Source organism: Actinokineospora inagensis DSM 44258 (genome assembly GCF_000482865.1).
Lineage (GTDB): Bacteria > Actinomycetota > Actinomycetes > Mycobacteriales > Pseudonocardiaceae > Actinokineospora > Actinokineospora inagensis.
The window spans coordinates 38,399-59,520 of the sequence record NZ_AXWW01000024.1; the positions used below are offsets into that span (position 1 = coordinate 38,399).

The window sequence follows — 21,122 nt, forward strand, 5'->3', positions numbered from 1 at the left end:
GGGTGCGGTGCTCAGCGGTCCAGCCGCGGACCGAGCTCGCTGTCGATGAAGTCGAAGATCTCGTCGTCTGAGGCCGCGGCGAGCACCGGCGCGGCGTGGTCGGCGTGGTCGACTGGGTCGGCCGGGTCGACCCGGCGCAGCAGCTCCCGCAGCCGAGCCGCGACCGCGCTGTCCGGCCCGGCCGCGGCGATCACCTCGGCCAGCCGCTCGACCTCGTCGAGCGCGGTGGGCGCGGCCGGGATGAGCCGGTCGCGCACGTGCCCGGCGAGCGCGATGATCGTCGGGTGGTCGAAGACCAGCGTCGTGCCGAACCGCAGCCCGGTCGCGGCGCCGAGCCGGTTGCGCAGCTCGACCGCGGTCAGCGAGTCGAAGCCGAGGTCGAGCAGGCCGCGCTCGGGGTTGATCGACTCGGGTCGGGCCTGTCCCAGCACCGCTGCCACGACCAGCCGGATCCGCTCGACCAGGACCGCTTCCCGCTCGTCGGCGGGAATCGCGGCCAGCTCGTCGGCCCACGTCAGCCCGCGCGCGGGTTCGACCACCCGCGTCCTGGGCACCCGGACCAGATCACGCAGGACGGCGGGCAGGGTCCCGGACTCGGCGCCGTCGCGCAGGGCGGCCTGGTCGAACGCGGCGGGCACCAGCACCGGGGAGTCCGACCGCAGCGCGGCGTCGAACAGCTCCAACCCCTCGGTCTCGGACAGCGCCCGCACTCCTTGGCGGTGCAGGCGGGCCCGGTCGGCTCCGCTGAGCCGGTCGGACATGCCGGTGTCCCACAGACCCCAGCACAGGGACTGCCCGGGGAGACCGAGGAACCGCCGGTGCCGCACCAGTCCGTCGAGGAACGTGTTCGCCGCCGCGTAGTTCGCCTGCCCGGCACTGCCGACGATCCCGGCGACCGAGGAGAACAGCACGAACGCGGCCAGGTCGAGATCGGCGGTCAGTTCGTGCAACAACCAGGCCGCGTCGGCCTTCGGCGCGACCACCGCGGCGATCGCCTCGTCGGTCAGGCTCTCCAACACGCCGTCGGCGAGTGCGCCCGCCGAGTGGACCACCGCGCACAACGGCCGCTCCGCCGGGATCCCGGCCAGCAGGGCGGTCACGGCGCCCCGATCGGTGATGTCACACGCCACCACGTCGACCGTCTCGGCACCGGCCGCGTGCAGCGCGGCGACCAGGGACTCGTGCGCGGCTCGGCGGCTGGGCAGCAGCAGGTGCCGCACGCCGTGCTCGGACACCAGCCTGCGGGCGACCAGGCCACCGAGCGCACCGGTGCCGCCGGTGAGCAAGACGGTGCCGGTCAGCTCGGGGGCAGCGGCCCGCGCGGTGGCCGGGGCCAGCCGGGGCACGTGGACCCGACCGGCGCGCACGGCCAACTGCGGTTCGTCCGCCGCGAGGGCCGATCGCAGCACCCGCGTGGAGTCCGCGTGCTCGTCCAGGTCGACCAGCCGGAACCGGCCGGGGTGCTCGGACTGCGCGGCCCGGACCATGCCCCAGGTCGTGGCCGCCCCCAGCGAGGGGACGTCGTGGTCCGGCTCGACCGCGACCGCGCCCCGGGTGACCAGGACGAGGGTCGCGTCGCGGAACCGGTCCTCGGTGAGCCAGCGCCGCAGAACCGCCAGCGTCGCGCTCGCCGCGGGGCCGGGTTCGTCGGTCACCGCCCAGTCCAGCAGCACGGAGTCGGGGACCTGGACGGGCAGGTCGTCGAGATCGGCGCAGCGGGTGCCGGTGGTCGAGCCGCCGGGGACGGTGATCACCGGCCAGGTCAGGGCGCGCAACGACTCCGGCACCCGCCGTCGAACCGGCGATGCCGCGCGGACGACCAGTTCGTCGACCGAGATGACCGGGGCACCGGACTCGTCCACCGCCAGCAGGCCGTAGCTGTCCTGGCTGTGCCGGGTGAGGCGGACCCGGAGCAGGTCGGCCCCGGTCGCGTGCAGGTGCACTCCGGACCAGGAGAACGGCAGCCGCGGTCCGGCGTCGAGCGCCAACGGGTGCAGGGCGGCGTCGAGCAGCGCGGGGGTGATCCCGAACCCCGCGGCCGCGGGCAGGCGCACCTCGGCGAACGTCTCGTCTCCGTCGCGCCAGAGTGCCTGCAGACCTTGGAACGACGGGCCGTAGTGGTAGCCGCGGTCGGCCAGCGAGTCGTAGAAGTCCGCCACGTCCACGGTTTCGGCGTCCGGTGGCCAGGCGAGGGTGCCCGGCTGTGCCTCGCCCGCGGCGAGGGTGGCGTCGGCGTGCGGCACCCAGTCCGCTCCGTCGCGGAAGTACAGCCTGGCCGCCCGTCGACCGGTGTCGTCCGGTCCGTCGACGGTCAACTGGACCTGGACCGTGCCGTCTTCCGGTACCACCAACGGCGACCGCAGGACGAGTTCGTCGAGGTGGTCGAGGCCGACTTGCCCGCCTGCCCAGAGCGCGAGGTCGACGACGGCTGCCGCGGGCAACAGCACCGCGCCGGACACGGCGTGGTCGGCGAGCCACGGATACCGCCGGGTCGACAGCAGGCCCGTGCACACCAGTGCACCGGTGTCCGGCAGGTCGACCGCCGCCCCGAGCAGGGCGTGTGCGGCGTCCCCGAGCCCGAGGGCGGCGGCGCCCGCGACCGGTTCCGGTGCGTCCAGCCAGTAGCGGTCGCGCTGGAACGGGTAGCTGGGCAAGGTGATCCCGCGGGCACCCGGGTACACAGTGGACCAGTCGACCGAGATTCCGTGCGCGTCCGCGGTGGCCAGAGCGGTGATCGCGGTGAGCACTTCCGGGCGGTTCCGCCGGGACAGCGCGATGGCCACCGGAGCTGACTCGGCCAGGTTCTGCGCGAGCATGCCGGTGAGCACCGCGTCCGGACCGATCTCGACGAACCGGGTGACGCCGTGGTCGTGCAGGAGTCGCACGCCGTCGGCGAACCGGACGGTCTCGCGCACGTGCCGCACCCAGTAGTCGGGGTCGGTTACCTCGTCGGTGAACCCGCCGGTGACGTTGGAGACCACCGGGATGGTCGGCCGGTTGAGGCTGAGACCGGCGACCACGGCCCGGAAGTCGTCGAGAACCGGTTCCATGTGCGGCGAGTGGAACGCCCGGCTGACCCGGAGTTCCCGGGCCCGGTGGCCGCGTTCCCGGAACTGGTCGGCGATCCCGCGTACCGCGTTGGCGTCCCCGGAGATCACCGTCGACCGAGGTCCGTTCACGGCCGCGATCCCCACCTGGTCCACAGTGGACACAACGGGGGCGACCTCGTCCTCCGGTGCCTCGATGGCGACCATGGCACCGCCTTCAGGCAGGGCCTCCATCAACCGTCCGCGCGCGGTGACCAGGGTCGCGGCGTCGGCGAGTGAGAACACGCCCGCCACGTGCGCCGCGGCGATCTCGCCGATCGAATGGCCGACCAGGTAGTCCGGTTCCAGTCCCCAGTGCCGGGCCAACCGGTAGAGCGCCACCTCCACCGCGAACAGCGCGGGCTGGGCGTACCCGGTTCGGTGCACGGCCTCGTCCATGATCAGGTCGCGGACCCCGGTGTTCAGCCGTGGATCCAGTTCCGCGCACACCTCGTCGAACGCCGCGGCGAACACCGGGAACCACTGGTACAGCTCACGGCCCATGCCCACCCGCTGGCTGCCCTGCCCGGTGAACAGGAACGCGGTGCGTCCGGAGGTCGGGCGGCCAGACACCAGCGACCGGTGTGCAACGCCGTCGGCCAGGGCGTCCAGACCCGCAAGGGCGGTTTCCCGGTCCTCGGCGACGACCGCGGCGCGCTCGTCGAGCCGGGCCCGGCTCGTGGCCAGGGTCGACCCGACGTCGGTCAGTGCGGCGGAAGGGTTGTCGGTGAGGAAGTCACGCAGCCTGCCCGCCGCGGCGGACAGCGCTTCGGGCGTCCGGCCCGACAGGACAAGGGCGACCGGTGAGTCGGGGTTCGCGGTGGGTTCGTCGGCGGGCGGGCCCTGTTCGAGTACGACGTGGGCGTTGGTGCCGCTGATCCCGAACGAGGACACCGCCGCGCGACGCGGACGGCCGTTGTCCGGCCACTCGGTCGGTTCGGACACCAGTGACACCGCGCCGCTCGACCAGTCCACGTGCGGGGTCGGGTGGTTGACGTGCAGCGTCTTGGCCAGGGTGCCGTGGCGCATGGCCATGACCATCTTGATGATCCCGGCGACCCCGGCGGCGGCCTGGGTGTGGCCGATGTTGGACTTGACCGAGCCGAGCCACAGCGGCCGCTCCCGGTCCCGACCGTAGGTGTTCAGCAGGGCCTGCAGCTCGATCGGGTCACCGAGCCGGGTGCCGGTGCCGTGTGCCTCCACCGCGTCCACGTCCTTGGTGGACAGTTGGGCGTTGGCAAGCGCCTGCCGGATGACCTTCTCCTGGGCGGGCCCGTTGGGTGCGGTGAGACCGTTGGAGGCGCCGTCGGAGTTGACCGCGCTGCCCCGGACGATGGCGAGCACCGGGTGCCCGTTGCGTTCGGCGTCGGAGAGCCGTTCGACCAGGAGCATGCCCGCGCCCTCGGCCCACCCGGTGCCGTCCGCTTCGGCGCCGAACGCCTTGCACCGGCCGTCGGGGGACAGGCCGCGCTGGCGGGCGAACTCGACGAAGGTCGCCGGGCTGGCCATCACGGTCACCCCGCCTGCCAGCGCGAGGTCGCACTCGCCGCGCGCCAACGCCTGCGCGGCCAGGTGCAATGCCACCAGCGACGACGAACACGCCGTGTCGACGGTGAGCGCCGGGCCCTGGAAACCGAAGGTGTAGGCGACCCGGCCGGAGGCGATGCTGCCCGCGCTGCCGCTGACCAGGTATCCCTCGTAGTCCGGTGTGGACGAAGTGCTCTGGTGCAACCGAGCGCCGTAGTCGCTGTACATGATGCCGGTGAACACCCCGACACCGCCGCCGCGCAGCGAGGTCGGATCGATGCCCGCGTGCTCGAACGCCTCCCACGAGGTCTCCAGCAGCAGCCGCTGCTGCGGATCGGTGGTCATCGCCTCGCGGGGACTCATGCCGAAGAACTCCGGGTCGAACTCGGCGGCGTCGTAGAGGAACCCGCCCTCTCGGACCGACGACTTGCCCGGCTCATCGGGCGACGGCGAGTACAGGTCGGTCGGCCAGCCGCGGTCGGTGGGGAACGGACCGATCGCGTCGGTGCCCGCCAGCACCAGCCGCCACAACTGCTCCGGATCGCGTACCCCACCGGGGTAGCGGCAGGCCATGCCGACAATGGCGATCGGGTCGTCGGCCACCGGTGCCGCGCGCGCCACCCGGGCCTGTTCGTGTCCACCGAGCACGAATCGGGCCAGCGCGGCCGGGGACGGGTGGTCGAAGACGACGGTGGTCGGCAGCACCTGCCCGGTCTCGGCCATCAGCCGGTTGCGCAACTCCACCGCGGTCAACGAGTCGAACCCGATGTCGAAGAACGCCTGCCCCGGCTCGATGTCGGCCGCCGAGCCGTGCCCGAGTACGGCGGACACGTGGCCGCGCACCAGGTCGAGCACGTAGTCTTGCCGCTCCCGCGCGGGCAGGTCCGCGATCCGGCGGGCGAGGGGAGCCCGCGCGGTGGAGCGGCGGGTACGGCGGGCCAGGCCGCGCAGCGCCACCGGGAGCGCCGGGTTGTCGGCGTCGAGCGCGGCCCGGCTGATCCGGGCGGGCACGAGCGCGGGAAGGCCCGTGCCGAGGGCGGCGTCGAACAGCGCCAACCCGTCCTCCGGCGACATCGGCAGCAGGCCCGACCGGGCGAGCCTTGCCCGGCCGGTCTCGCTCAGCCCGGCCGCCATGCCGGTGCCCTCCCAGAGCCCCCAGGCCAGGGCGGTCGCGGGCAGGCCCCGGGTGTGCCGGAGCCGGGCGAGTGCGTCCAGGAAGGCGTTGGCGGCGCCGTAGTTGGCCTGGCCGGGGTTGCCGAGCGTGCCCGCGACGGAGGAGAACAGCACGAACGCCGACAGGGGAGTGGCTGCGGTCAACTCGTGCAGGTTCCACGCGGCTGTCGCCTTCGGGTCCCACACCGTGTCGACGCGATCACCGGTCAGCGACTCGACCGCGCCGTCGTCGACGACACCGGCCGCGTGCACGACCACCGTCAACTGAAGGCCCGCCATGACCTGCGCCAGCGCGGCCCGGTCGGCCGCGTCGCAGGCGACGACCCTGACCCGGGCGCCCAGGTCGTTCAACTCGGCCACCAACTCGGCCGCGCCGTCCGCGTCCCGGCCGCGCAGGCTGAGCAACACCAACTCGCGGAAACCGTGGCGGCGCACCAGGTGCCGGGCGATCAGGCCACCCAGCCGTCCGGTGCCGCCGGTGATCAGCGCGGTGCCCACGGTCAGCTCGGCGGCCGCAGGATCGTCTACTGTGGTCAGTCGAGGCCGGTGGACCCGCCCGGTGCGCACGAGCGCCTGCGGTTCGGTGGTCACCGCCGGGTCGGCGCCGATGTCGCTGTCAGAATCCACGAGGCCGAACCGGCCGGGGTGTTCGAGCTGGGCGGCTTGGACCAAGCCCCACACCGCTGCCGCGGCGGGGGCGGGGTCGACGGTGTCCGCTTGCAGGTTGACCGCGCCCCGGGTGGCGAAGACGAGCCGACCGGGCGCCGTGGCGAGCCAGTGCCGCACCAGTGCCAGCGCCCGGTGTGTCAGGGAACGCGCGTCGGACGTCGTCGGGACCGCGGTGACCAGGACCGCCGCCGAAGTGTCCCAAGTGGACTCGTCGGACCAGTCCGCGGCGACGGCGGCGACCGGCTCGGGGTTGGTTTCGGTCCAAGACAGGGCGAACAACTCGCCCGTCCGGCCTGCCGGGACCAACTGGTCGGTCGGGACCGGTCGCAGCGTGATCCCCGCCGCCGACAGCACGGGGACACCGGTCGGGTCGGCGACCACCAGGGCGTACGAGTCGGGGCCGGTGGCGGTCAGCCGGACGCGGACCCGGTCGGGAGCGGCCGCGTGCGAGCGGACCCCGGACCACGCGTGCGGCAGCAGGACCTCGCCCCGGTCGAGCCGTTCGACCGCCAGGACGTGCAGCACCGAGTCGAGCAGCGCGGGGCTGATGGTGAACGGCTTTACCTCGGGCGGGAGCGCGACCTCGGCGAACAGGTCGTCACCGGCCCGCCACGCCGCCACCAGTCCGCGCAGCGCGGGACCGTAGTGGTAGCCGCGCTCGGCCAGCCGGGGATAGGCGTCGGTGAGGTCGATCGGGGGAGCCGCGGGCGGCCAGGTGGTGAGGTCGTCGGGATCGGCGGTGGGCTCCGGGTCCAGCACCCCCACCGCGTGCCGGGTCCACGGTCGGTCCTCGGTGGTACGGCAGTGGATCTCGAACGCCCGCCTGCCCAACTCGTCCGGCACCGCCACTGCGATCTGCACCGATGGGGTCGCCTCGGTCAGCACCAGCGGCGCGGTGATCGTCAGATCCGCCACCGCGCCCGCGCCGAGGTGCCCGGCGACGTGCAGGGCGAGGTCGACCCAGGCGGAGCCGGGTAGCAACACCGTGTCGGCGACAGCGTGGTCGGCCTGCCACGGGTGGCTGCCGGGGGACAACGCGCCGACGAACAGGTGTCCTTGGTCGCCCGCGAGGTCGACGGCCGCGGTCAGCACCGGATGCCGGATCCCGCCCGGGGCGACGGGGCGCTGCTCGGCGGTCAGCCAGTACCGCCGCTCCTGGAACGGGTACGTGGGCAGGTCGACCGCCCGCGCCCCCGGGTACACCGTGTCCCACCGCACCGGCACACCCCGCACGTGCGCGATCGCCAACGCCCGGTTGACGGTGCTGCTCTCCGGGTGTCGGGGGCGCAGCAGCGGGACGGCCACGGTCGAGTCGTCCGGCAGGCAGTCGGCCGCCGCCGTGCTCAGTGTCGCGTCCGGGCCCAGTTCGAGGCAGGTGGTGACTCCGTTGTCCACCAGGCACCGCACGCCGTCGAAGAACCGGACGGTCCGCCGGATGTGGGTCACCCAGTACTCCGGGTCGGCCAGTTCGGCGGCCGCGGCGATCCCGCCGGTCACGTTCGACACCACCGGGATCGTCGGCGGGTGGTAGGTCAGGCCCCGAGCGACCTGGCGGAACTCGGCCAGCACCTGGTCCATGTGGGCGGAGTGGAAGGCGTGGCTCACCCGCAGCCTGGTCACCTTGCGCCCCATCGCCCGCCACCGGTCGGCCAGCGCCAGCGCGACGTCCGGATCACCGGAGACCACCGTCGAGTCGGGACCGTTGACCGCGGCGATCGACACCGCCGCCGCGTGCTCGGCGATCTCGGCGGCGACCTCGGCCTCGGCGACCCGTACCGCGATCATCGCCCCGCCGGTCCGGGCCGCGCCCATCAGCCTGCCCCGGGCGGCGACCAGCACGCACGCGTCCCGGAGCGAGAACACCCCGGCGACGTGCGCGGCGGCCAGCTCACCGAGCGAGTGCCCGAGCAGCAGGTCCGGTGCGACGCCGTGGTGTTCCAGCAACCGGAACAGCGCCACCTCCAACGCGAACAGGGCGGGTTGGGCCAGGTCCGTGCCGCTCAGCACGTCCGGGTCGTCGGCGAACATCTTGTCGCGCAACGGCTGTCCGACAAGCGGGTCGAGGAGCGGGTCCAGGTGCGCGCACACGGCGTCGAGTGCCTCGGCGAACACCGGGTGCCGTTCGTAGAGGTCCCGACCTGCGCCGGGGCGCTGGCTGCCCTGACCGGTGAACAGGAACGCGGTCTTGCCGGAGTCCGCCGACGCGGTCGCCGTCCAGGCGTGCTCGGACAACGCGGTGACGAGTTCGTCCCGGTCCCGGCCGACCACGGCGGCCCGCCTGGGCAGGACGGCACGACCGGTGGCCAACGTGAACGCGACGTCGGACGGGTCGGTGTTCTTGTCGCGCAACCAGTCCGCCAGTTGGTCGGCTTGAGCGCCCAGCGCGTCGTCGTCGTGCGCGGACAACGCCAGGACCAGGTCGCCGAGCGGTGCGGATCCGGATGGAGCGGCTGGCTCGTCGCCGCTGTTGTCGGGCGACTCCAGGATGGCGTGTGCGTTCGTGCCGCTGATGCCGAACGACGACACGGCGGCCCGGCGCGGCCGATCCCGCTCCGGCCACGCGACCGACTCGGTCAGCAGCCGCACGCCACCGGCGGCCCAGTCCACGTGCGGGGACGGCTGATCCGCGTGCAGTGTGCGCGGCAACCGGCCCGCCTGCATGGCCATCACCATCTTGATCACGCCGCCGACCCCGGCCGCGGCCTGGGTGTGCCCGATGTTCGACTTGATCGATCCCAGCCACACCGGGTCGGCCGCGGGGCGCGCCCGGCCGTAGACGGCCAGCAGCGCCTGGGCCTCGATCGGGTCGCCGAGCGCCGTGCCGGTGCCGTGCGCCTCGACCGCGTCGACGTCGGCGGCGGTCAGGTTCGCGGCCGCCAGCGCCTGGGTGATCACCCGCTGCTGGGACGGCCCGTTCGGCGCGGTCAGCCCGTTGGAGGCCCCGTCGGAGTTGACCGCCGTGCCGCGCACCACGGCCAGCACCCGGTGCCCATTGGCCTTGGCGACCGACAGACGTTCCAGCACGAGCACGCCGACGCCCTCACCCCAGCCGGTGCCGTCCGCGTCCGCCCCGAACGACCTGCACCGCCCGTCCGGGGACAACCCGTGCTGCCTGCTGAACTCCAGGAAGATGTGCGGGTCGGCGATCACCGCGACGCCACCGGCCAGCGCCAGGTCGCACTCGCCCGAGCGCAGCGCGCCCGCCGCGAGGTGCAGGGCGACCAGTGAGGACGAGCACGCCGTGTCGACGGTGAGGGACGGCCCTTCGAGGCCGAAGGCGTAGCTGATCCGGCCGGATGCCACGCTCGCCTGGTTGCCCACCAGCAGGAACCCCTCGAACCCGGCGGGGGCCGGGCGCAGCCGCGAGCCGTAGCCGCTGTCCATGACCCCGGTGAACACCCCGGTCCGGCTGCCGCGCAGACCGCTCGGGTCGATGTTGGCCCGCTCGAACGCCTCCCAGGCCGCGCGGAGCAACAGCCGCTGCTGCGGGTCGGTCGCCATCGCCTCCCGCGGGCTCATCCCGAAGAACCCCGCGTCGAACAGGTCCGCGTCGGCGAGGAAGCCGCCGTGCCGGGTGGCGACCCCGCCCGGGTTGTCCGGGTCCGGGTCGTAGAGCTCGGCCAGGTCCCAGCCCCGACCAGGGGGGAACTCGCCGATGGCGTCGGTGCCGGTCGCGACCAGCCGCCACAGGTCGTCGGGCCCGCGGACCCCGCCGGGGTAGCGGCAGCTCATGCCGATGATCGCGATCGGCTCGTCCGCCCCGGTGGCGGTGACGGCGGGCGGCCGGTCGGTCGACCCGCCCAGCAGGGCCGCGCGCAGGTGGGCGCCGAGCAGGGCGGGAGTGGGGTGGTCGAAGATCGCGGTGGGGGAGAGCCGCAGGCCGGTCGCGGTGGTGAGCCGGTTGCGCAGGTCGACCGCGGTCAGCGAGTCGAACCCGAGCTCCTTGAAGGCACGGGCGATGTCCACCAGCGCCGGGTCGGGGTGGCCGAGCACGGCCGCGGCCTGGGCGCGGACCAGGTCGAGCACCAGTCGGTCCTGCTCGGCGTCGTCGACCCCGCGCAGGCGCGCCACCCACGACGGGTCACCAACGCCCGCTCGAGCGGCCTGGCGGATCCGAGGTGGGGCGAGCGACCGCAGCACCGCGGGCACGTCGTCGCGGGTGCGCAAGGCGGCCAGATCGAACCGCACGGGTAGTTGGTGCGGCGCGGGATCGGCGATGGCGAGGTCGAGCAACGCCAGCGCGGGCTCCGCCTGCATCGGCTGGATGCCCGACCGCGCCAGCCGGGCGACATCCGCCGCGGCGAGGTGCGCGGTCATGCCGCTCTCGTCGGCCCACAGACCCCACCCCAGCGCGGTCGCGGGCAGACCCGCGGCGGCGCGGTGGTGGGCCAGGGCGTCCAGGAACGCGTTGCCCGCGGCGTAGTTGGCCTGACCGGCGTTGCCGGTGGTGGCCATGACCGACGAGTAGAGGACGAACGCCACCAGGTCGAGATCCCGGGTCAGCTCGTGCAGGTGCCACGCCGAGTCGACCTTCGGGCGCAGCACCCGGTCGAGCCGGTCGTCGGTGAGCGCGGTGACCGTGGCGTCGTCCAGGACACCGGCGGTGTGCACGACGGCGGTGAGCGGGTGCGCGGCCGGGATGGTGTCGAGCACGGCGCGCAACCGCTCCCGGTCGGCGGTGTCGCAGGCGGCGATGGTGATCTCGGCGCCGTGCGCGGTCAGCTCGGCCTCCAGCTCCAGCGCGCCCGGCGCGTCCGGACCGCGCCTGCTCACCAGCAGCAGGTGCCGCACGCCGGCCGCGTGCACCAGGTGCCGGGCCAGGTTCGCGGCCAGCACCCCGGTGCCGCCGGTGATCAACACCGTGCCCGACCGGTCGAACTCGACCGGGTCCGCCGCGGCGGCGGGTGCGCGTACCAGCCGCGGCACCAGGGTTGTCCCGCCGCGCAGCGCGACCTGTGGCTCCTCGGTCGGTACGGCCTCGAGGGGTTCGGTATCGGTGTCGGCACCACTGTCGCCGTCGACGAGTGCGAACCGGCCGGGGTGCTCGGACTGCGCCGAGCGGAGCAGGCCCCAGACCGGCGCGGCGGCCAGGTCGAGGACCGGGTCGTCCGGCCCGGTGGCCACGGCGTGCCGGGTGACCACGACCAGCCGCACGTCGGCCAGCCGGTCCTCGGCGAGCCACCGGCGCACCAGGTCCAGTGCGCTGCGCGCGGCCTCGTGCGCGGACTCCGGCAGCGCGCCGCCGCCCGATACCCGCACCGCCACGGTGGTGGGCAGCGGGTCGGTCAGCAGCGTGCCGAGGTCGTCGGTCGGGGTGATCCACCGGTCCGGCGCGGCGGTGCGCACCGGGGTCGCCGACCAGTCCACTGTGTACAGGCAGTCCCGGCGACCGGTGCGGTCCCGGTCGAGCAGTTCGGCGGACATCGGGCGCAGGGACAGCTCGTCGACCGTGATCACCGGGGCGCCGTCGGCGTCCACCAGGGAGATCTCCACCGTGCCCGGCCCGATCGGTCGGATCCTGGCCCGCGCGGCGGTGGCGTCGGTGGCGTGCAGGGTGATCCCCGACCACGAGAACGGCAACCTGGTGGGGCCCGGGTGGTCCGCCGTGAGCAGACCCGCGACCACGGGGTGCAGGGCGGCGTCGAGCAACGCGGGGTGGATGCCGTGGCCGGTGGGGTCCGTGTCGTCGGGCAGGGCCAACTCGGCGTACACGGTGTCCCCGTGGCGCCAGGCTTCGCGCAGGCCCTGGAAGGTCGGCCCGTAGTCGTAGCCCAGGGACACCAGGTGTTCGTAGAGGTCGGTGAGGTCCAGGCGTTCGGCGCCTGGGAGCGGCCACTCGGCGTCGACGGCGGCGGCCCGGGGACTCCCGAGAACGCCGGTCGCGTGCCGGGTCCACGGCTCGTCCCCGTCCCCGGAAGGTCGTGAGTGGACGGTGACAGTGCTCCCGGTGACGGTGACCTGGAGTTGGACCGGGGAGTCGGTGAGCAGGAGTGGCGCCTCCAGGGTGAGTTCGTCGACTGTGATGTTGCTGGTGTTGCCGACATTGCCGATGTTGCCCGCGTGCCGTGCGGCGTGCAGGGCGAGGTCGACGAACGCGGTCCCCGGCAGCAGCGGAGTCCCGTGCACCGCGTGGTCGCCCAGCCAGGGGTGCGAGGTGAGCGAGACCCGGCCGGTGAGCACCGTGCCGGTCCCGTCCGCGAGCGGGATCGCCGCCGCGAGCACCGGGTGGTCCACTGTGGACTGGCCTGCCGAGGTCACGTCGGTCGCGATCGCCGCGGTGAGCCAGAACCGCTCCTGCTGGAACGGGTACGTGGGCAGGTCGACCCGGCGGCCACCGGGGAAGGCGGCGGACCAGTCCGGGGTGGCGCCGTGGACGTGGGCCTCGGCGAGCGCCGCGGTGAACTGGGCCAGGTCGCCCCGGTCGCGGCGCAGGGTTCCCAGCGCGGTGACCCCGGTGAGTCCGCCGGTCAGCACCGGGTGCGGGCTGCTCTCGATGAACAGCGTGTGCCCCGACTCGACGATCGCCTTGACCGCAGGGTGGAACCGGACCGGGTTGCGCAGGTTGCGGAACCAGTAGTCGGCGGTCAACTCGGTGGTGTCGAGGAGTTCACCGGTCAGCGTGGAGTAGAACGGGACGGTGGCAGGCTGGGGGTTGGTGCTCGCGAGGAGGGTGAGCAGCGGCTCTCGCAGCGCCTCCATGTGCGGGGAGTGGGAGGCGTAGTCGACGGGGATGATCCGGGCCCGGACGTCGCGGGACTCGTACCGTTCGTGCAGTCGTCGCAGGTCGTCGGCGGCACCGGCGACCACGGTGGCCGCGGGCCCGTTGATCGCGGCGAGGTGCAGGTCGTCGTACTCGGCGATGTCACCGCGCACCTGGTCGGCGGGCAACGGGATCGACATCATCCCGCCTGTGCCCGCGGTGGCGGCGATGGCCTGCGATCGCAGGGCGACGACCTTCGCCGAGTCGGCCAGGGTGAGTGCGCCCGCGATGTGCGCGGCGGCGATCTCGCCCTGGGAGTGGCCGATGACGGCGGCGGGTCGCACACCGCGGCTCTCCCACAGCCGCGCCAGGGAGATCATCATCGCCCACAGCGCGGGCTGGACGACGTTGACGCGGTCCAGTCCGGGCGCGCCGGGACGGGCGTGCAGGACGTCGACCAGCGACCACTCCACGTGCGCCGACAACGCCTCGGCGCAGGCGTCCAGGTGCCGGGCGAACACCGGCGACTCGCGGTAGAGGTCGACGGCCATGCGTTCCCACTGCGATCCCTGACCCGGGAACACGAACACGGGCTCGCGGTCCGTCGTGGCGGGTACCGGGGTCGTGCCCTCGGCCAGCGCGGCCAACCCGGCTCGGAGTTCGTCCAGGTCCCGACCGACCGCGGCGGCCCGGAACGGGAACCGTGCCCGGCCGGTGGCCAGCGAGTAGCCGACGTCCAGCGGGTAGCCGACGTCCTGCGAGCGCACCGTGCCGTACACCCGGTCGCGCAGAACCCGGGCCTGTTCGCGGACGGCTTCCTCGGTGTGGCCGGAGAGCAACCAGGGGACCGCGGCATCGGGGAGTTCGCGGTCGGCGAGCGGTCGCGCCGGCGCCTCCTCGATGATCAGGTGGGCGTTGGTGCCGGAGATGCCGAAGGAGGAGATCCCGGCTCGCCGCGGCCGTTCGCCGGGGTGCCACGGGGTCGCCTCGGTGAGCAGCGAGATCCCGCCTGCGGCCCAGTCGACGTGCGGGGTGGGTTTGTCGATGTGCAGGGTGCGGGGGAGGGTGTCGTGCCGGATTGCCATGATCATCTTGATCACCCCGGCGACGCCTGCGGCGGCCTGGGTGTGCCCGATGTTGGACTTGATCGACCCCAGCCGCAGTGGCCACTCCCGGTCTTGGCCGTAGGTGGCCAGCAACGCGTCGGCTTCCATCGGGTCGCCGAGCACGGTCCCGGTGCCGTGCGCCTCGACCACATCGACGTCCGTTGTGGACAGACTGGCGTCGGCGAGTGCCTGCGCTATCACCCGTTCCTGGGCAGGCCCGTTCGGCGCGGTGAGGCCGTTGGAGGCGCCGTCGGAGTTCACCGCACTTCCCCGGATCACGGCGAGGACCGGGTGTCCGTTGCGCTCGGCGTCGGACAACCGCTCCAGCACCAGGACGCCCGCACCCTCGGCCCACGCCGTCCCGCCCGCCGACGCGGCGAACGACCGGCACCGTCCGTCCGCGGCCAACCCGTGTTGGCGGCTGAACTCCACGAACATGCCCGGCGACGCCATCACCGCCGCACCGCCACCCAGGGCGAGCGTGCACTCGCGGCGCCGCAGCGCCTGGACCGCCAGGTGCAGGGCCACCGCCGACGACGAGCAGGCCGTGTCGACGGTCAGCGCCGGACCCTGCAGGCCCAGCGTGTAGGCGATCCGGCCGGACGCGACGCTGATCGTGCTGCCGGTCAACAGGTACCCGCCGTGCCCGCCTGCCGCGTCGTGCAGCCGCGGCCCGTAGTCCTGGGCCATCGCGCCGACGAACACCCCGACCCGTTCCCCGCGCAGCCCGGTCGGATCGATGCCCGCCGTCTCCAACGCCTCCCACGAGGTCGTCAACAGCAGCCGCTGCTGCGGGTCCATCGCCGCCGCCTCACGCGGGCTGATCCGGAAGAACCCGGCGTCGAACCGGTCGGCGTCGTGCAGGAACCCGCCGTGCCCGGTGGCGGACGCGGTCACCCCGTGCCGCAGCGCGTCCAGATCCCACCCCCGGTTGGTCGGGAACTCCGAGATGGCGTCCACCTCGTCGGCTACCAGGTGCCACAGGTCCTCGGCGGACGCGACACCCCCGGGGAACCGGCAACCGATGCCGACAACGGCGATCGGGTCGTCCACGGCGACCGCCGCCGCTGTCGTGGCGCGGCTGGTCTTGCCGAGCAGTTCATCGCGCAGGTGCTCGGCAACCCGCGCGGGTGTGGGGTGGTTGAACAGCAGCCCGGCGGCCAGGCGCAGGCCGGTCGAGGTGCCCAGCCGGTCCCGGAACTCCACCGAGGTCAGCGAGTCGAAACCGAGGTCGGCGAAACCGGCGTCCCCGGTCACCTCGTCCCGACGGTGCCCCAGCACCGCGCCGACCTGGGCGCGCACCAGGTCCAGCAGGAACCGGCGCTGCTCTGGCTCGCCCATCCGGGCCAACCGGTGCGCCAGGCCCTCCACCCCGTCCACTCTGTCCACCGTGTCCACTCTGTCCACCGGGTCCGCGGAGTCCGGTGTTTCGGCCGGACGCTGCTCGCGGGGGAGCGGGGTGACCGGGTCGCCTATCCAGAAGCGCCTGCGCTGGAAGGCGTAGGTGGGCAGGTCGACGGTGTCGGTGGGGCCGAAGAACGCGGCCCAGTCCACGGTCGTCCCGCGCACGTGCAACCCGGCCACAGCGGACACCACGGCCTCCGGTTCGTCCTCGCCGCGCATCGCGGGCAGGAACGACGCATCGGGGGCGACCTCGCGCCCCATCGAGCACAGCGTCCCGCCGGGCCCCAGTTCGAGGTAGGTGGTCACCCCGGCGTCGTCGAGCGCGCGGATGGCGTCGGCGAACCGCACGGTCCGGCGGACGTGGTCCACCCAGTACTCGACCGAAGTGGTGTCGGCGGCGGGGGTGCCGGTCACGGTCGAGACGATCGGGATCCGAGGCGGGTGGAACGTGACGCCCTCGGCGACCGCGCTGAACGCGGCCAACGCGGGCTCCATCAGTTCGGAGTGGAACGCGTGGCTGACCACCAGCCTCGTGGTCTTGCGGCCACGGGCGGCGAACTCTTCGGCGACGCGAACGGTCACCGCCTCCGCGCCGGACAGCACGATCGACCGGGGGCCGTTGACCGCTGCGACGGACACGCCGTCGGGAAGGTCGGACACCTCGTCCTCGGCGGCCGCCACGGAGATCATCACGCCACCTGCGGGCAGCGCCTGGATGAGCCTGCCGCGGGCCGCCACCAGGGCAGCCGCGTCCGACAGCGACAGCACACCGGCCACGTGCGCGGCGGCGAACTCGCCGACCGAGTGCCCGGCCAGGTGGTCGGGCCGCACTCCCCAGGACTCGACCAGCCGGTACGACGCGACCTCGATCGCGAACAGCGCGGGCTGGGTGTACCGGGTCTGGTGCAGCGCTTCGGAGTCGGCCCACAGGACATCCCGCAGCGGCACGTCCAGGTGTGGGTCGACCGCGGCGCAGACCTCGTCCAGCGCCGCCGCGAACACCGGGAAGGTCTCGTACAACGAGCGACCCATCCCCGGTCGCTGGGTGCCCTGTCCGGTGAACAGGAACGCCAGCGCACCCGGAGCGGCCACGGCCGAGTCCACGCCCGCTGCCGGTTCTCCCGCGGCCAGTGCGCGCAGGCCGTCGACCAGGCGGTCACGATCACCGGCGACGACGGCGGCGCGGTGGTCGAACGCCTCCCGGGTGGTGGCCAGCGAGAAACCGACCCCAGCCGCCTCGATGTCCACAGTGGACAGCAAGCTGGCCGCCTGACCGCGCAGCGCGGCCGCCGACTTGGCGGAGAGCAGCAAGGGGACCGTCGCGGGAGCAGCGGCCTGCCGGGGCTCGGCGGTCGCCGCCTCGGTGAGGACCAGGTGGCAGTTCGTGCCGCCCATGCCGAACGAGCTGACACCCGCGTACCGCGGGCCACCCGGCCAGGGCGTCAACTCCTGTTGGACCCGCAGGCCCAGGTCGGCCAGCGGGATGTCCGGGTTCGGCGTGCTGAAGTTCAGGCTCGGCGGCAACTCGCGGTTGCGGAGGCTGAGCGCGGCCTTGAGCAGGCCGACGATCCCGGCCGCGCCCTCCAAGTGGCCCACGTTGGTCTTGGCCGACCCCACCCGCAGCGGCTCGGCGCGATCCCGACCGAGCACCGCCCCCAACGCCGCTGCCTCGACCGGGTCGCCGACCTTGGTTCCGGTTCCGTGCAACTCCACGTACCCGACTCGGTCCGGGGAGACCCCGGCGTGCCGGTAGGCCGCTCGCAGGACCTCCTGCTGGGACTTGACTCCCGGCACGGTCAGGCCCTCGGTCGCGCCGTCGTTGTTCACCGCGCCGCCCAGGATCACGCAGTGCACGCGGTCCCCGTCGGCCAGGGCGCTCGCCAGCGGCTTCAACACCACGACGCCGCCACCCTCGCCCCGGACGTAGCCGTTGGCCCGCGCGTCGAAGGTGTGACACCGGCCGTCCGGCGAGAGGCCGCCGAACCGGGCCGCGGCCATCGTGCTGTCGTCGAGGATGTTCAGGTTGACCCCACCGGCGATGGCCACGGTGGACTCACCGCGGCGCAGGCTCTCGCACGCCAGGTGCACCGACACCAACGACGACGACTGCCCCGAGTCCACGGTCACGCTCGGCCCGTGCAGGTCGAGCACATAGGACAGCCGGTTCGCCAGGATCCCCCGGTGGACACCGGTGATCGTGTGCGAACTGATCGCCTCGATGCCTTGCTGGTAGGACAACCTCGCGTAGTCGTCCCAGATCGCGCCGACGAACACACCGGTCGCGGTTCCCCGCAACGCCGACGGACGCAGCCTGGCGTCCTCCAGGGCCTCCCAACCCAGCTCCAGCACCAACCGCTGCTGCGGGTCCATCGCCGCCGCTTCCCGCGGCGAGATCCCGAAGAACGCGGCGTCGAACTCGTCCACCCGGTCGAGGAACCCGCCCAGCCGGTGCGGCAGCGCCGGATCGGTCCACCGCCCGGCGGGCGCTTCCCCGATCGCGTCCCGACCCGCGCGCAACAACTGCCAGAACGCGGCGACGTCCGGTGCCCCGGGGAGCCTGCACGCCATCCCCACGACCGCGACCGGGATGGCGACCGGTTCCCCGTCCACCGTGGAGGTCACCTCAGCGGAGTCGACCATCGCCACGTTTCACCGCCTGTCTGCTCGACCGGTGCGCTGCCCACCGCGGCTGGTCGCGGGGCGCGCGGAACTCGGCGCTCGGAAGCCATGCTGGGAAACCGGGCTTAAGGTCGGCTTGCCACCGGCTAAAGCTCGCCGCGGCAAGGGGTTCTTTAGAACCCGTGCCTAGTCTCGCGCTGTCCGGTGCGGCCGACGAGGGGTCCGACCATGGTCATTGCCAAGCCTTTCCGCGCGCTTGTGGTGCTGGCCGCCGTCACGGCCGGGGTGGCGGCGGTGTCCTCGTGCGGTGCGCCCGGTCCGGCCGCGGCTGAGCCGTCGTCGGGGTGCGCGGTGTGGGACCGGCTGGTGGAGAAGGTCGTCGGGGCCTCGGTCAACGAACTCGGCGGCCCTCACCCGGCACTGGGCGACAGCAGCGCCTACGTCGCCGAGCTGCGAGACGCGACGGGCGCCAAGGTCGGCTCGATCACCGGCCGGACCGACATCGCGCACCGGCTCGCGGGCGGCGGTCTCCAGGAGCACCTGGTCGAGACGGTCGAGCTCCCCGGCGGCACGATCCTCGCCCAGGGCGTCTACGACCCGGTGCGCAAGGCCGCCGGTGACCGGCAACGCGTCGGCGTCGTCGGCACCCGGGGCGGCTACACCGGCCACCTCGGCGACCGCTACGCCCAGGCCGTCGGACCGGACGAGTTCGCCGTGCGGATCGAGATGTGCCCACCCGGGATGCTGCGCTCCGGCCGCTGATCGGGACGAACGGGAGGCGAAGATGGCAGGCAAGCCCCGCACCGCCCTGGTGATCATCGCGGCGTCGCTGCCGATGTTCCTGGTGTCGTTGAACAACCTGGTCGTCACCAACGCGCTGCCCGCCATCGGCGCGGGCCTCGGTCTGTCCCGGGTGGCCGACCTGCAGTGGGTCGTCAACGGCTACATCCTGGCCTTCGCGGGCCTGCTGCTCACCGGCGCCGCCCTCGGTGACCGGTACGGCAGACGGGCGGTGTTCCTCGGTGCCCTCGTGGTCTTCGGGATCGGGTCGGTCGGCTGCGCGCTGGCCGACAGCGCCGTGCTGCTGGTGGTCGCCCGCGCCGTGCAGGGGATGGGCGCCGCCGCCGTGCAGCCGTTGTCGCTCACCCTGGTCGCGGGCGCGGTCCCGGCGGCGCGGCGCAGCATGGCGATCGGCCTGTGGGGCGGGATCAACGGACTTGGCGTCGCGCTGGGCCCGCTGGTCGGCGGCGCGGTCACCGAGGGCCTCGCCTGGCAGTGGATCTTCTGGATCAACGTGCCGATCGTGCTGGTCGCCATCCCGCTGGTGCGCGCGGTGATCGCGGAGAGCACCGGCCGCGACCGCGAACTCGACCTGCCCGGCGTCGTGCTCGCCACCGCCGCGGTCACCACCGCCGTCGTCGGGATCGTCCGCGCCAACGCCGCGGGCTGGACCTCCCCACTGATCCTCGGCTCCTTCGTGGCCGCGGTGCTGCTCGGCGTCGCGTTCGTCTGGTGGGAGCGCCGCGCGCCCGCGCCGCTGCTGCCCCTGCGGTTCTACCGGGTGCCCGCGTTCGTGCTGAGCAACCTGGCGTCGCTGGCCATGTTCTTCGGCGTCTTCGGCGCGATTTTCCTGCTGGTCCAGTACTACCAGGGCCCACTGGGGTTCTCGCCGCTGGAGTCCGGTCTGCGCACCCTGCCGTGGACGGCCATGCCGATGCTGGTGGCCCCGGTCGCCGGTGCCGTCGTCGACCGGGTCGGCGGCGGGCGGCTGATGGCGCTCGGGCTGCTCCTGCAGGGCGGGGCGCTGGTGTGGATCGCCGCGATCAGCCGGATCGACCTGCCCTACGGCGACCTGGTGCCCGCGCTGGCCATCGCGGGGGTCGGTATGGGGCTGGTGTTCGCGCCGACCATGACCGTCGTGCTCGGCTCAGTGCGCGAGGACGAGTACGGCAAGGCGTCCGGCGCCAACAACACCGTCCGCGAAGTCGGCGGCGCGCTGGGGGTCGCGGTGCTGTCCACCGTCCTGGGCACCGTACTCGGCCACGCCAAGATCCTGTCCCCGGTCGACCTGGCTCGCGCCTTCACCGGCGGCATGACCACCGCGCTGTGGATCGGTGCCGCCGTGGTGATCGCGGGCGGCCTGCTCGCCCTGTTCATCCCGCGCCACCGGCTGGCTCCACCCTGCCCCGCCGCCCCACACCGAGACCACGGTCGCCGACGAGGTCCACGCCGATCCCGTCCAGGCAAGAAGGGAACCACCATGTCCGGCCACACCCGCGTCCGCGTGATCGTGCCGCTGGTCGCCGTCACCGCCGCCCTGCTCACCGGCTCGGCCACCTCGTCAGCCGCGCCGCCGCAGGGCTGTGTGGTGCTGGACGACCTGTCGGAGACCATTGTGGACGGAACCGAGAACGAACTCGGCGGCCCGTTCCCCAGCGTCGGCGACAGCGGCACCTACCTCGACCGCCTCCACGACCGGTCCGGCAACCAGGTCGGCACCGTCTACGGTCTCATCAACGTGCCGTTCGCCCTGCCCGACGGCGACCTCGTCGAACACTCCGACGAGCGCATCGACCTGCCGGACGGCTCCGTCGAGGCCGCGGGCTTGTTCAACGTCACCCAGGCCGATGGCCACAAGGCGTGGCAGTTCCTGCCGCTGGTCGGCACCAGCGGCCGGTACCGGGGGATGGTCGGCAAGCGCCACTTCCAGATCCTGGAGTTCCGGCACTCGCTCAACGCACGCATCGAGATGTGCCCGGCCACCGGCACTCCCTGATCGACCGCGCCGCTGATCGAGACAGCACCGGGGCCCGGTGGCAGCCGCCACCGGGCCCCGGT

Annotated in this window: 3 protein-coding genes; 2 read left to right on the forward strand and 1 reads right to left on the reverse strand. The window is 73.5% G+C overall.

Features of this window, described 5'->3' with window-relative positions:
• Window positions 1-11: 11 nt before the first annotated feature.
• A complete protein-coding gene (locus H504_RS0110060; RefSeq protein WP_051385696.1) occupies window positions 12-18,305 on the reverse strand; it encodes a type I polyketide synthase in 18,294 nt (6,097 codons plus the stop codon).
• 207 nt (window positions 18,306-18,512) lie between these two features.
• Here H504_RS0110060 and H504_RS0110065 point away from each other — a divergent pair, with 207 nt between their 5' ends.
• Both H504_RS0110065 and H504_RS34280 read left to right on the forward strand, forming a co-directional pair.
• The gene (locus tag H504_RS0110065) at window positions 18,513-19,046 is read left to right on the forward strand and encodes an allene oxide cyclase barrel-like domain-containing protein (protein WP_157440324.1); all 534 of its coding nucleotides are present in this window, start codon (window positions 18,513-18,515) and stop codon (window positions 19,044-19,046) included.
• 22 nt (window positions 19,047-19,068) lie between these two features.
• On the forward strand, window positions 19,069-21,060 hold the full coding sequence (locus tag H504_RS34280) for a DHA2 family efflux MFS transporter permease subunit (RefSeq protein WP_084467520.1): 1,992 nt from the start codon (window positions 19,069-19,071) through the stop codon (window positions 21,058-21,060).
• Window positions 21,061-21,122 lie beyond the last annotated feature (62 nt).

Coding starts and splice junctions, on each gene's coding strand:
- H504_RS0110065 (WP_157440324.1), top strand. CDS start 18,513: ATGGTCATTGCCAAGCCTTTCCGCGCGCTTGTGGTGCTGGCCGCCGTC.
- H504_RS34280 (WP_084467520.1), top strand. CDS start 19,069: ATGGCAGGCAAGCCCCGCACCGCCCTGGTGATCATCGCGGCGTCGCTG.
- H504_RS0110060 (WP_051385696.1), bottom strand. CDS start 18,305: ATGGTCGACTCCGCTGAGGTGACCTCCACGGTGGACGGGGAACCGGTC.